Raw genomic sequence first — 13,241 nt, 5'->3', positions numbered from 1 at the left:
ATGAGTAAGAGAGCTGTGTTGATGATGACCTTTGGGTCACCAGAAGAGATTACCTATGAAGGAGTAGCGGAATTTTTCACGAATATCCGACGTGGTGTTCGTCCTGAACCACATGAAATTCAGACTTTATATGACAATTACGTACGAATTGGCGGAACTCCACTTCAAAGGATAACTAGAGAAGAAGTGGATCTGGTTGCTTCTGCTCTTGGAGAACACGCATCAGTATACTTTGCTAATAAATTTTCCCGCCCTTTTATCACTGATGTAATCAAAGAGATGGAGAATGACGGAATTGAAGAATGTTTGTGCTTGATTTTAGAGCCTCATTATTCTTACTATTCTGTCATGGGATATGAGAAATTTTTAGAAAGTGAGCAGATTAGGTTTCAAATTATCAAGGACTGGTACCGTGAACACGACCTACTCTACTATTGGGCTGATGAGATTCGAAATATTTTAGATCAAATTAGAGATGACAGCTATAAGGTGATTTTTTCAGCTCATAGTGTCCCAGTTTTGGCCCTTGATTTTGGTGATCCTTATATAGATCAGATTTATGACAATACTCGCTTGATTGTGGAAATTTTAGGCCTTGAAGAAGACCAGTATAACAATACATGGCAGAGTGAAAGTGATATTGGTATCCCTTGGATTAAACCTGATGTCTTAGAATACCTTCATGATGAGAAGGAGCACCCTGACCACTATATTTTTGTCCCGATAGCTTTTATTAGTGAGCATATTGAGGTTCTTTTTGATAATGATGTGGAGTGTAAGGAGCTTTGTCATGAGCTTGGTGTGACCTATCACCGTCCTCCTATGCCAAATAGCGATACTCGTTTGATTAAAGCCCTTCTTTCAACCATTCAGTCTCATATAGACGGTGACTATCGTTACTATCATCCTCAACTAGAGACTTTTGATGAGTTGGAAGCTCCTTCAAACATAGGACAGATTTTAGAAGAGGAAGAAGATATTCAGATGCCTGATTTCGTCAAAAAATTGATTGCTAAAAAAGGTCGAGAGAATGTCAAGATGCCATATCTAGTTAAGAAAATGCTTGAAAAGAAGTATGGGAAAAAATATGATTAAGTAACTAAATATGACCGTAATAGGGAGTGTTTGATGTGAGCGATTTCTTGTTAAAAAGTATATACTATCAGTAGCGAAAGAATAGAGGTTATTAAATGAGATCAGCAGTTTATACCAAAGCTGGGCAGGTTGGTCTAGCAGAAATTAATCGCCCGCAAATCGTGGCAGCAGATGATGCCATTATCAAGATAGTACGTACTTGCGTTTGTGGATCGGACCTTTGGAGTTACCGTAATCCGGAAATGGAAGAAGGACATAGAAATAGCGGTCATGAGGCTATCGGAATTGTCGAAGAAGTTGGTGAGGAAGTTACTACAGTAAAACCAGGTGACTTTGTCATTGCCCCTTTCACACATGGTTGTGGACAGTGTGATGCCTGTCGTTCTGGTTTTGACGGCTCTTGTGACAACCACCCAGGTAATAACTGGTCTGGGGGCGTGCAGGCTGAGTATATCCGTTTCCACTTTGCCAACTGGGCCCTAGTCAAAATTCCTGGGCAACCTTCAGATTATAGTGAAGGCATGCTCAAGTCCCTTTTGACACTGGCTGATGTCATGCCGACGGGTTACCATGCGGCGCGTGTGGCTAATGTGCAAAAAGGTGACAAGGTGGTCGTTATCGGAGATGGGGCTGTTGGTCAATGTGCTGTCATCGCGGCTAAGATGCGTGGTGCTTCACAAATTGTCCTTATGAGTCGTCACGAAGATCGTCAAAAAATGGCTTTGGAGTCAGGAGCGACAGCAGTTGTTGCTGAACGTGGCGAAAAAGGTATTGCCAAAGTCCGTGAAATCCTCGGGGGAGGAGCAGATGCAGCTCTCGAATGTGTCGGTACAGAAGCGGCAGTAGATCAAGCTCTTGGAGTCCTTCATAATGGTGGCCGTATGGGATTTGTTGGTGTTCCACACTATGAAAATCGTGCCATTGGATCAACCTTTGGACAAAATACAATGATTGGTGGCGGACCAGCCTCTGTCACAACCTATGATAAACAAGTTTTGTTAAAAGCTGTTCTTGATGGTGACATCAATCCAGGCCGAGTCTTTACGACAAGTTATAAATTGGAAGATATTAATCAAGCCTATAAAGATATGGATGAACGCAAGTCTATTAAATCTATGATTGTGATAGAGTAACGAATTAAGTCGATCACTTTTGATTGCGGAAAAGAATTTTCTAATTGGAAATCTATTTCGAATGCACATGACATTGATATTTTCTTTGCGGATCCAGGATGTCCTGGGCGACGAGGTCTCAATGAACATTCTAATGGCTTATTAAGACGAAATAGACTACCTAAACAAATGGATTTTACGAATATTTCTCAAAATTATTTATCAGCTACAGCTGATAAAAGAAATAGAATTCCTAGGAAGTCTTTGAATTATCAAACACCATACCAAGTTTTTCTGAGTTAAAGGAGTGAAAAAGCCCAATCAGACAAATCTTCAAAGGAAGATTTGTTTTTTTTAAAACTTTTGGTTGACAAATGTAAATCTTAGGAGTAGAATAACATCGTAAGGTTTACAAATGTAGATTTAGAAAGGAGAGGTCATGCAAATTTCCAATGCGGAATGGCGCATCATGAAGATTATCTGGATGGAAGGCAAGCAGACCAGCACGGATTTGATCGCCGTCTTGTCCGAGCGTTTTGACTGGTCGAAGTCAACCATCAAGACTCTCTTGACCCGCTTGGTGGAAAAGGGGTGCTTGACTAGAGAAAAATCAGGCAAAGCCTTTGTTTACTCCGCTCTGTTGACGCAGGATCAGAGTTTAGACTTGGTGGTTGAGGAGGTGAAAGACAAGGTTTGCTCCAAAAGGATTGTCCAGGTGCTTGAAAACTTGATTCAGGCGAGTGACTTTACGCTTGCAGATCTTAATCAGCTGCAGCAGGTACTGGAAGAAAAGAAAGCAGAGGCTGTCGAAACAGTCCCTTGCAATTGTATGTAATAGAAAGAAGGAAATTCCATGTTTGGATTGTTAATTAGTATTGTTTGTTTACTTGTGGTTGCTTTTATTGCTTGGTGGTTCTTTGCAGAGCATGAAAAGGTAAGCGGCCATGCTCGTCAGAAATCAGGTTATCAAGAAATTGAAGTCGAAGTTATGGGGGGCTATTCGCCTGAAACCATTGTCCTGAAAAAGAATGTTCCAGCCCGGATCATCTTTAATCGCAAGGATCCATCTTCATGTCTGGCTCAAGTGATCTTTCCAGATTTTGGCGTTCATGAAGATTTGCCTTTAGGTGAAAAACATGTCATTGAAATTACGCCAGAAAAAGCGGGCGAATATGGGTATTCATGTGGAATGAACATGATGCATGGTCACATGATTGTGGAATAAAGGAGTAGGTATGGTAGAAAAACAAAAAGCAGTTGTGGAAAACGGAGTGCAAAAGATCCGTATTACAGCAGAAAAAGGCTATAGTCCAAAGGAATTTCAACTTCAAAAAGGGATCCCTGCTGAAATCACCTTCCATCGGGTCAATCCTTCTGGCTGTTACAAGGAAATTTTGTTTGAAGATCAGGGGATTTTAGAGCCTTTGGAAGTCGGTGTGGATAAGGTGATATCCTTTACCCCGACAGAAACAGGGGACTTTGAGTTTTCATGTGGAATGAAGATGCAAAAGGGTTCCTACACGGTTGTGGAAAAACGCCGTCGTGTCTTAAGTTTACTGGGTCGCTTTTGGATTACTAGTATCTTTACCCTTCCTTTATTGATCTTGATGATTGGGATGTGGGCAGGATTTGTCTCCCATCCAGTCAGTCGCTGGGGGACTTTTCTAGCGACAACGCCGATCATGTTGGTAGCAGGAGTACCTTTTATCAAGAGTGCCTGGGCCTCATTTAAGAAGCACCATTCCAATATGGATACCTTGGTAGCTCTTGGAACCCTGGTAGCCTATGTCTATAGTGTATTTGCACTTTTTACTAATCAGCCAGTATACTTTGAGGCTGCGGGTTTTATCATCTTCTTTATCCTCTTAGGGCAAATCTTTGAAGAACGGATGCGTAACAATGCCTCCGAGGCTGTGGAAAAGTTGTTGGATTTGCAGGCAAAAACGGCTCAAGTTCTCCGTGATGGGAACTATGTCGAGGTGGCGGCAGAAGATATCCAAATTAATGACTTGATTCGGGTCCGTCCTGGGGAAAAGATTGCGGTTGATGGGACGATTGTAGAAGGGAGTACGACCATTGATGAGTCGATGGTGACAGGTGAAAGCTTGCCTGTAGAAAAATCAGTTGGTGATGCAGTTATCGGCTCCACTATCAACAGCAATGGGACCATTCTCTTTAAGGCTGAAAAAGTCGGTAGTGAGACCCTCTTATCTCAAATTGTGGACTTTGTCAAAATGGCCCAATCCAGTCGTGCTCCCATTCAAGATTTGACGGATAAGATTTCAGGTATCTTTGTTCCAGTGGTGACGATTTTGGCCATTGCGACTTTCTGGGTTTGGTCCGTGCTTCTGGGCGCGTCGCTTCAAGAGGCCATGCTCTATGCAGTCTCTGTCCTCATTATTGCCTGTCCTTGTGCCCTTGGTTTAGCAACCCCAACAGCCCTGATGGTCGGAACCGGCCGTAGTGCCAAGATGGGGGTTCTGATTAAAAATGGAACAGTTCTTCAAGAAGTGCAAAAGATTCAAACCGTTGTGTTTGATAAGACAGGGACTATTACTATTGGTCAACCACTTGTAACCGATGTTGTAGGAGATGAAGCGCGTGTCTTGACACTGGCTGCTAGTCTTGAAACTTTTTCAGAACATCCACTAGCCCAAGCGGTGTTATCCCAAGCAGAAGAAAAAGGTTTGGTGTTATCCCCTGTGGAAAACTTCCAAGCGATTGAAGGAAAAGGGGTCCAAGGTCAGATCGACCAGCAGTTGGTGACCTTGGGAAATGGTAAACTTCATGACGGGACAGCGATGGATCCGGAGCTTGAAAAACGGATGGTAGAGTTGCAAGAGCAGGCCAAAACAGTGATCAGTTTGTCTGTGGATGGGCAAGTGATTGGCTTGATTGCCATTCAAGATGCTCCGAAGGCCAGCTCAAAAGAAGCGATCAAAAAGCTCAAAGAACGGGGCTTGAAAACGGTCATGTTAACGGGGGATAATGAACGGGTGGCCCAAGCTATTGCTAAGCAAGTGGGAATTGACACCGTCATTGCTGATGTCCTTCCTCAAGAAAAAGCTAACGCCATTCAAAAACTGCAAGAAGCTAGCAAGGTCGCGTTTGTTGGAGATGGGATCAATGATGCTCCAGCTCTCTCGATCGCGGATGTGGGGATCGCTATGGGATCTGGAACGGATATTGCGATCGAGTCCGGTGGCATCGTGCTCACGCAAAATGATTTGCTTGGCGTTGTGCGCGCCTTTGACATGAGTCAAAAGACCTTCCGCAGGATCTTACTCAATCTCTTCTGGGCCTCTATCTACAATATCCTTGGGCTTCCAATTGCTGCTGGAGTCTTTGTAGGACTGGGATTGACCCTCAATCCAGAACTAGCAGGTCTTGCCATGGCCCTTAGTTCTTTGTCTGTTTTGACTAGCTCTCTGCTTCTCAATGTTGCGAAAATTGATTAAATGAAATAAAAAGAAAGTGAGACAGAAATCGGTAATTCGTTAGAATTCGATTTCGTCGTCTCACCTCCGAACAGTTGAGTAGGGCTGTAAAAGCTAATGAAATTAGCGTAGTAGAGCCTACTCAACCACTGCGTCTTGCTCAACAATCCAAAAACAATTAAGAGGCTAGGACTTTTGTCCCAGCCTCTTTTTGTTCGATTTCCTACAGCTACAAGTCTTAGAGGTGCATGTAAATTATAACAAAATATCCTATTCTACTATAGTTTGTGAAAATTTCTCAAATTCAGCATCTGTTATGTAATAGGAATTGAGCATCTCTGAGCAGATTCTTATACATGTGACTCTCTTTGTGATAAATTAGTACTTTAATCGTTTTCATGAGAATAGTCAGAATAAATTTATTTTCAAGACGAGCTTAACATTGATGATTTCCAAGAGCTCAACCAAAACCCAATGTACAACGGTATCGCTGTTTACAACAAACGTGTCGATTACACAGAACAATTGCCAAAAGTGATTAACGAAGCTTGCCGTGCTGCTGTTTCTAAAAAAGATCCAGCTGTCGTTGAAATTCCAGTAATTTTCGGTTTCCAAGAAATCGACGAAAACTCATACTACGGATCAGGTTCTTACGAACGTCGCTTCGTCGCTCCTGCTTTGAACAAAGTGGAAATCAACAAAGCTGTTGAAATCTTGAACAATGCGGAACGCCCAGTGATCTATGCTGGTTTCGGTGGAGTTGGTGCTGGTGATATCATCACTGAATTGTCACGCATGATTAAAGCGCCAATCATCACAACTGGTAAAAACTTTGAAGTTTTCGAATGGAACTACGAAGGGTTGACAGGTTCTGCATACCGTGTTGGTTGGAAACCAGCCAACGAAGTGGTCTTTGAAGCAGACACAGTTCTCTTCCTTGGTTCAAACTTCCCATTTGCAGAACTTTACGATAAGTTGGATGTGATTCCATTTAAAGAGATGAATCGTTTCATCAAAGAAAATATGTAAGATGAACTAGCTCAAAATTAGTATTGCTAGTAAAAGAGTTTAGGAACATCTTGCTCTTTTATAAAGCAAATCGGAAAGGTAATTATGAAGAAAAAAACTCTTATTTTCAGTCTTTTAGCAACGCTTGGTCTTGTTTGTGTAGGTGGTTGGTATTTTATTTCCCAAAACCAAACGCAGGCCGTAAAAGCAGAAGCAAGAAAAACATTTATTCAATCAAGTCGTCCGACCATTTTTTTCCATGGTTGGGGCTCAAGCAGTCGTGCGGAAAGACATATGGCCAATGCAGCAAAAGACGCTGGTGTGACTAAAACTATCATTGATGCCAAGGTGGATAAGGATGGGCAAGTTACTCTGGACGGCTCTATTCCCAAAGGTGCCATCAATCCTATTGTCCTAGTCAATTTTGACAATAATCGAGGTGCTAGCACTCAGGACCAGGGCGACTATGCCTACGCTGTCGTCAAAGCTCTCCAAGATAACTACGGAATTACTGAGATGAATATGGTTGGTCACTCATACGGCAATATGGCCATCGTCTACTATATGCTCCAACACGGCAGTGATACCAGTCTGCCTAAACTAGTCAAGCAGGTGGATATCGCCGGACACTTTAACGGGATCATCGGCATGAATGAACCGGAAAATAACTCTCTAGATGGCGAAGGAAAGCCAACTAGCATGACCGAGTCATATGAAGAGCTCTTGTCTCTTGGAGACAACTATCCTCAAGGACAAGTTGAAGTCCTCAACATCTATGGCAATACAGGTAAAGAGAGTGATGAGCGCGTGACCAATCTATCCAGTCAATCCCTAGCCTATCTGCTTAAAGGTCATGTCAAATCCTACCAAGAAAAGGAAATCACAGGTCCTAACGGCCAACACAGTAAACTCCATGAAACAGCTTTGGTTGATAAGCCTTTGATTGCTTTCTTGTGGGGGAAATGAGTTGATAAGAATACAAAAGATTCTAGTAGAAGCTGTCTACTAGATTTTTTTAATACAATGATTGGGTTGGCAAAGAAGAGAAGTAAAAGAACGAATCCAATTTTATCTGACATTTCATGTAAAGAATGTTAAAATAAAGATAAGATAATGTAATCGTTTACATTAATTGAGTAATGTTATACATATATTCAGAAAATGGATTTTAACAGTCGCTTGTTTTTCTTTTGTTTACTCTAGTTTATAGGGGGTAGTGCTATGAAAAAGAAAATCAATCATTGTTTACTTTTGTTTCTCATAATATTTACAGCCTTGTTTTTGATGGGGTTCAGAAAGATGAAGTCTAGTGATTATAACAAGGTCAGAGGGGTTATTGTCGAGAACTGTAATAAAGTAGGTCTGCATGGTAAGGTTACTATTACTAAATTGTATTGGACAGCCTTAGAAATACCAACTTACCACGTGACTTATACCTATTCTGAGAAAACTTACGATGACCAGAAAGTAGTTTTAGAGCAGAATACGGCTATTTATGAAGACAGGTCAAGTGACTCTTATGGCAATGTTCCAGAATATAAGGAATCGTTTTTGAAGCAGAAATCTGTCCAAAAGGTTGAAAAGAAAATTGAAAAACAATTGAAGAAACAAAAACTCGGTCTTCCTATTAGTTCATTTAGTTTTCTATCTAACTTCAGTCATGATGAAAAGGAGAAAAATCTGGATACCTTAGCCTCAGACAATCTCAAAGAAGGTAAGAAGGACTTTGCAGGTTACTATCAAATTCCATACCAAACCTTGATTGATAAAGAGTTGATTGAGATGGTCATTTATATCGATGAAAAGACAACAGTCAAATCACAAGATATGAAAGAAGCTGCTAAAAAGTTGGATGCCAGGGACCTTCCAAATGGTGAATATAGTTTTTATCAATCTAATTTTGAAGATGGACCAAATAATTCAGTCGATTACAATTTTAAAGTTAAAGACGGGAAAGTCGTTTTTTATGAAGACGAGAATCTAGTATTAGAAGATGATGATTAAAGATGGAAGGTCGAAAAAATAACTAGGTTGAGGAATGATAAGTCTTAATTATATTTCTATCCCTAGTTATACACTATTGGAGGTAGTGCTATGAAAAAGAAAATCTATCGCATTCTATTCTTGATTCCCTTGCTGCTATCAGTTTTGGTTTTGAGCGGTTGCAAGGTGATGATGCCTAGTGATTACATAAAAATTAAGCGAATCATCATCGAAGATTGTAACAAAGTGGGTCTTCATGGCAAAGTTAACATCACTGATTTACATTGGACTCCACTAGAAAGTCCAACTTACTACGTATCTTATACCTATTCTGAGAACACCTACGATGGGCAAACAATTAAATTGGAAGAGAATAATAGGGCTATTCCTGAAAATAGGTCATCTGATTCTTATGACAGTATTCAATTTTTACACTATAAGGAATCGTTTTTGAAGCAGAAATCTGTCCAAAAAGTTGAGAAGAAAATTGAAAAACAATTGAAGAAACAAAAACTCGGTCTTCCTATTAGGTTTTTTAGTTTTCTATCTTATTCCAGTCATGATGAAAAGGGAAAAATATTGGATACTATTGCCTCCGAAAATCTTAAGGAAGGTAAGAAGGACTTTGCAGGCTACTATCAAATTCCATACCAAACCTTGATTGATCAAGAGTTGGTTTATATGACTATTTTTATTGATGATAATGCATCAGTCAAAGAACAAGATATGAAAGATGCGGCTAAAAAGTTAGATGCTAGTGATCTTCCGAATGGTAAATATAATTTCTTTTATTCCAATACCAAGGATGAAAATCAAGATTCAATCAGTTATTCTTTTAAAGTAAAAGATGGGAAAGTCGTTTTTTATGGGGATGAGAATCTAGTACTAGAAGATGATGATTAAAGGTGAGGAGATGAAGAAAAGTTATAAATTCTATTTATTTGTGATTATCAAGAATCTTCCTTCTCACGAGCCTTTAAAAAGTGGATAGGAGAGATTATTTCAGAGTATCGTGAATAGATTCTTAACATCAGAAGTTTTTGTCATAAACATTGGATGCTATCATCCAGTGTTTTTATTTTAAAAAAATTCAATATATCCTTGACAAGTGAGTAAACACTCACTAAGGAGGATGCATATGAAAACATTGCTACATTTACAAGATTTACAAAAATCTTTTGGTCAACAACTGGTGTTAAACCACGTTGGTTTTGAATTACAGTCTGGGGAAATCATTGGTCTAATCGGTCCTTCTGGTGCTGGTAAATCAACCATGATTAAAACTATGTTAGGAATGGAAAAGGCAGATAGTGGTATCGCTTTAGTCTTAGACCACACCATGCCTAATCGCCATATTCTGGGAGATATAGGCTATATGGCCCAGTCAGATGCTTTATATGATGCTTTGTCAGGACAAGAAAATCTGGAATTTTTCGGTCAGCTAAAAGGACTTTCCAAAAAAGACTTAACAACAGAAATTGCCCATGTGTCTCAGGTGGTAGATCTAACAGATCACTTAAATAAGGCTGTGTCTGGTTATTCCGGAGGGATGAAACGACGTTTGTCGCTGGCGATTGCACTTTTAGGAAATCCGCAACTTTTGATTTTGGACGAACCGACAGTTGGAATCGACCCCTCTCTTAGGAAGAAAATCTGGAAGGAATTAATCACGCTTAGAGACAATGGTGTAGGAATTCTGGTAACAACCCATGTCATGGATGAAGCAGAGCTGACAGATAAGGTCGGACTACTATTAGGTGGAAAAATCATTGCCTTTGATACACCATCCAAGCTAAAAGAATCTTATGGTGTTTCAAGTATTGAGGAAGTCTTTTTGAAAGCAGAAGGAGAATGAAATGAGAACCATTGCCATTGCAAAAAAAGTCGTCAAAGAATTGCTTCGTGACAAACGGACACTGGCCCTAATGTTTGTAGCACCAGTCTTTATCATGTGGTTGATGAACCTCATGTTTTCAGCAAGTACAACTGTAAATGTCAAGTTAGCGACACAAGATGTGCCAAGTAGTTTGGTAAGTAAGATGGACGACTTAGAACATGTCAGTGTCAAAACCTACAAAGACTTGGATCAAGCTAAAGAGGCTTTAAACGATGAAAAAGTAGATGCAGTTATCTCTTATAAGGATGGGGAATATCATGTAGCCTATGCCAATACAGATGCCTCTAAAACTTCGGTGACCCGACAAATATTACGCACCAGTATTGCCAGTGAAGGCACCAATCAATTATTAGCACGTGTGAAGCAATCCCTTCCACAATTACAACTAAAGGTAAAATCTCCTGAAATTAAGGAATCTTATGAATATGGTAACGAGGACACCGGCTTCTTTGCTAAAATGATTCCTGTTTTGCTTGGGTTCGTCGTTTTCTTCTTTGTCTTTTTGATTTCAGGGATGGCACTCTTGAAAGAACGTACTAGCGGAACCCTAGATCGTTTGTTGGCAACCCCAGTCAAACGTTCGGAAATTGTTTACGGCTATATGTTGTCTTACGGCCTTATTGCCATACTGCAGACAGGAGTAGTCGTTCTAGCAGCCATCTGGTTGTTGAACATTGAAGTTGTCGGAAGCCTGTTAAATGTTATAATAGTTAATGTGGTACTGGCTCTGGTGGCACTAGCCTTCGGAATTCTCTTGTCTACCTTGGCAAAATCAGAATTTCAGATGATGCAATTTATTCCTCTTGTGATTATGCCGCAACTCTTTTTCTCAGGAATCATTCCACTTGATTCAATGGGAGACTGGGCAAAAACTCTAGGGAAATTCTTGCCTTTGACCTACTCAGGTGATGCGATGAGTCAGATTATTCTTTACGGACGTGGACTTGGAGATATTTTACCAAATATTGGTGTTCTACTAGTCTTCCTTGTCGCTTTGACAGTTCTCAATATTGTCGGCTTGCGTCGTTACCGTAAAGTATAAAATATAAATATACGAGGATGAAAATGAGTGAGAGTGTTTTTGAGTCGTTTGAAGCTTATCTAAAGGGTGCAGACTATCCCAAGGGAAAGAAAAAAATCATGCAGGCGGCGGTCGATTTGATTTCTACTAAGAGTTACAATGGAACCTCCACCTTACAAATTGCTAAACATGCGGGACTTAGCCAAGCAACGCTCTTCAAGTATTTCAAGACCAAAGAAGATTTATTAACGGCTATTTTGCACCCTGTTGTTCCAGGACTTTTCGGTCGTTTTTTTGAAGAACTTTTAGCCTTAGAAACGACTGAAGAAAAGGTGCATTATCTGGTCCAAAATCGTATGGCCTATCTCAAAACGAATCGCGCTTTGATGAAAATTATTCTTCAGGAAATTTTTTCAAATAAGAAACTGAGAAAAGAACAACTTTATATTTGGAATACTCTTCAGGATAAATTATTAGTACTCCATAAGGAATTGATAGCAGATTCACGAGTGAATCCTGAAATCACGGTTCCTCAAATGGTTCGTATTTGTATAGGTCCCTTATTGGCCTACTTTGCCCAACTCTATATCGTTAGCGACAATAGTGACATAAGAGAAGAAGACTTAAATTTGTTGGAAAAACAGATTTTAGGTGGTTTGTGGAAATAAACGCCGACTGAAATGATATTTCTTAAAATAAAACACAAAAAGGACATGTTTCTGACTAAAGCAGATTTATGTCCTTTCTTTTCAGTTATGTACATTGTTTAATTGGTTTTTCTTTGTGATTCTTGGGAAGTAGTTCCTATGAAATCATATAATCAGTTTGAATTTTTGATATAATAATTCTTAAAATTTAGGAGGCAACAGATGATACATAAACATGAAATCCCAATTTTAGAGTTTGATGACAATCCTCAGGCTGTGATTATGCCGACCCATGAGGATTTAGACTTGAACTTGCCGGCTAGGTGCGTCTACGCCTTTTTAGAAGAAGAAATCGAACGCTATGCGAATGCTGTTGGCGCTGAAAAAGTTGGAGAGTTTGTCTCTGCGACCAAAAGTTATCCTATATTCGTTATGTCTTACAATGGGGAGGAGATTTGCTTGGCTCAAGCTCCAGTTGGTTCAGCTGCAGCTGCACAATTTCTTGATTGGTTGATTGGTTATGGCGTAAAACAAATCATTTCAACTGGAACTTGTGGCGTTTTGGTAAACATGAAGGAGAATGTTTTTTTGATTCCTACTAGAGCGTTGAGGGATGAAGGAGCGAGTTACCACTATGTAGCTCCATCCCGCTATATAGACATGAATAAACAAGCTCTGGAAGCTATTGAGAAAACTTTAAAACAAAAGAAAATCCCCTATGAAGAGGTCATGACATGGTCGACAGATGGTTTTTATAGAGAAACACCAGATAAGGTTTCCTATCGCATTGAAGAGGGCTGTAGTGTTGTAGAGATGGAATGTTCTGCACTTGCAGCAGTTGCTCAACTTCGAGGAGCTATTTGGGGATTGCTACTCTTTACGGCAGATTCCCTTGCAGATATTGACAATTACGATCAAAGAGCTTGGGGATCAGAGGCTTTTGATAAGGCTTTGGAGCTTTGTCTGGATATCATTGTTCAGATGTAATCTAGATTCAATAGAAAAAAAGCATGATTGTCTAGTCATGCTCTTTTCATGTAT

At 40.0% G+C, this 13,241-nt stretch carries 12 protein-coding genes and 2 pseudogenes; all 14 read left to right on the top strand.

The window, feature by feature from the left end; translation table 11 throughout:
* A complete protein-coding gene (gene hemH / locus H7U04_RS03115; RefSeq protein ID WP_073689356.1) occupies positions 1-1,095 on the top strand; it encodes a ferrochelatase in 1,095 nt (364 codons plus the stop codon).
* 95 nt (positions 1,096-1,190) lie between these two features.
* A complete protein-coding gene (locus H7U04_RS03110; RefSeq protein ID WP_073689355.1) occupies positions 1,191-2,228 on the top strand; it encodes an alcohol dehydrogenase catalytic domain-containing protein in 1,038 nt (345 codons plus the stop codon).
* Between the two features lie 6 nt (positions 2,229-2,234).
* Positions 2,235-2,510 (top strand): annotated as a pseudogene (locus H7U04_RS03105) (IS30 family transposase); the annotation flags it as partial.
* Between the two features lie 136 nt (positions 2,511-2,646).
* On the top strand, positions 2,647-3,042 hold the full coding sequence (locus H7U04_RS03100; protein ID WP_004182480.1) for a CopY/TcrY family copper transport repressor: 396 nt from the start codon (positions 2,647-2,649) through the stop codon (positions 3,040-3,042).
* A gap of 18 nt (positions 3,043-3,060) precedes the next feature.
* Positions 3,061-3,432 (top strand): cupredoxin domain-containing protein, encoded by a 372-nt coding sequence (locus tag H7U04_RS03095; RefSeq protein WP_002901455.1) that lies wholly within the window; start codon positions 3,061-3,063, stop codon positions 3,430-3,432.
* A 10-nt stretch (positions 3,433-3,442) separates the two neighbouring features.
* The gene (locus tag H7U04_RS03090; protein WP_260315533.1) at positions 3,443-5,665 is read left to right on the top strand and encodes a heavy metal translocating P-type ATPase; all 2,223 of its coding nucleotides are present in this window, start codon (positions 3,443-3,445) and stop codon (positions 5,663-5,665) included.
* 408 nt (positions 5,666-6,073) lie between these two features.
* A pseudogene (locus tag H7U04_RS03085) lies at positions 6,074-6,661 on the top strand (pyruvate oxidase); the annotation flags it as partial.
* Positions 6,662-6,757: 96 nt separating this feature from the next.
* Positions 6,758-7,618, top strand: a complete 861-nt coding sequence (locus H7U04_RS03080; RefSeq protein WP_073949810.1) for an alpha/beta hydrolase — start codon at positions 6,758-6,760, stop codon at positions 7,616-7,618.
* 255 nt (positions 7,619-7,873) lie between these two features.
* Positions 7,874-8,656, top strand: coding sequence for a hypothetical protein (locus tag H7U04_RS11375; protein WP_105257729.1), 783 nt, complete (start codon positions 7,874-7,876; stop codon positions 8,654-8,656).
* Positions 8,657-8,746: 90 nt separating this feature from the next.
* Positions 8,747-9,538 carry a hypothetical protein gene (locus tag H7U04_RS11370; protein WP_225791433.1) on the top strand — a complete coding sequence of 264 codons (792 nt, stop codon included), beginning with the start codon at positions 8,747-8,749 and terminating at the stop codon, positions 9,536-9,538.
* 235 nt (positions 9,539-9,773) lie between these two features.
* Entirely contained in the window at positions 9,774-10,490 is a 717-nt protein-coding gene (locus H7U04_RS03055) for an ABC transporter ATP-binding protein (protein ID WP_151404638.1), read from the top strand.
* Position 10,491: 1 nt separating this feature from the next.
* On the top strand, positions 10,492-11,574 hold the full coding sequence (locus H7U04_RS03050; RefSeq protein ID WP_080612008.1) for an ABC transporter permease: 1,083 nt from the start codon (positions 10,492-10,494) through the stop codon (positions 11,572-11,574).
* 23 nt (positions 11,575-11,597) lie between these two features.
* Entirely contained in the window at positions 11,598-12,221 is a 624-nt protein-coding gene (locus tag H7U04_RS03045; RefSeq protein ID WP_037599905.1) for a TetR/AcrR family transcriptional regulator, read from the top strand.
* A gap of 201 nt (positions 12,222-12,422) precedes the next feature.
* Positions 12,423-13,187: a nucleoside phosphorylase gene (locus H7U04_RS03040; protein WP_155197865.1), complete on the top strand. Its 765-nt coding sequence runs from the start codon at positions 12,423-12,425 to the stop codon at positions 13,185-13,187.
* The last annotated feature ends 54 nt before the right edge of the window (positions 13,188-13,241 follow it).

The organism is Streptococcus sp. 22.1 (assembly GCF_016648645.1).
Lineage (GTDB): Bacteria > Bacillota > Bacilli > Lactobacillales > Streptococcaceae > Streptococcus.
This window is presented reverse-complemented; position numbering and strand designations above follow the sequence as displayed.

Excerpts from the sequence above, each read along its gene's own strand:
- hemH (WP_073689356.1), top strand. The coding sequence starts at position 1 with ATGAGTAAGAGAGCTGTGTTGATGATGACCTTTGGGTCACCAGAAGAG.
- H7U04_RS03110 (WP_073689355.1), top strand. The coding sequence starts at position 1,191 with ATGAGATCAGCAGTTTATACCAAAGCTGGGCAGGTTGGTCTAGCAGAA.
- H7U04_RS03100 (WP_004182480.1), top strand. The coding sequence starts at position 2,647 with ATGCAAATTTCCAATGCGGAATGGCGCATCATGAAGATTATCTGGATG.
- H7U04_RS03095 (WP_002901455.1), top strand. The coding sequence starts at position 3,061 with ATGTTTGGATTGTTAATTAGTATTGTTTGTTTACTTGTGGTTGCTTTT.
- H7U04_RS03090 (WP_260315533.1), top strand. The coding sequence starts at position 3,443 with ATGGTAGAAAAACAAAAAGCAGTTGTGGAAAACGGAGTGCAAAAGATC.
- H7U04_RS03080 (WP_073949810.1), top strand. The coding sequence starts at position 6,758 with ATGAAGAAAAAAACTCTTATTTTCAGTCTTTTAGCAACGCTTGGTCTT.
- H7U04_RS11375 (WP_105257729.1), top strand. The coding sequence starts at position 7,874 with ATGAAAAAGAAAATCAATCATTGTTTACTTTTGTTTCTCATAATATTT.
- H7U04_RS11370 (WP_225791433.1), top strand. The coding sequence starts at position 8,747 with ATGAAAAAGAAAATCTATCGCATTCTATTCTTGATTCCCTTGCTGCTA.
- H7U04_RS03055 (WP_151404638.1), top strand. The coding sequence starts at position 9,774 with ATGAAAACATTGCTACATTTACAAGATTTACAAAAATCTTTTGGTCAA.
- H7U04_RS03050 (WP_080612008.1), top strand. The coding sequence starts at position 10,492 with ATGAGAACCATTGCCATTGCAAAAAAAGTCGTCAAAGAATTGCTTCGT.
- H7U04_RS03045 (WP_037599905.1), top strand. The coding sequence starts at position 11,598 with ATGAGTGAGAGTGTTTTTGAGTCGTTTGAAGCTTATCTAAAGGGTGCA.
- H7U04_RS03040 (WP_155197865.1), top strand. The coding sequence starts at position 12,423 with ATGATACATAAACATGAAATCCCAATTTTAGAGTTTGATGACAATCCT.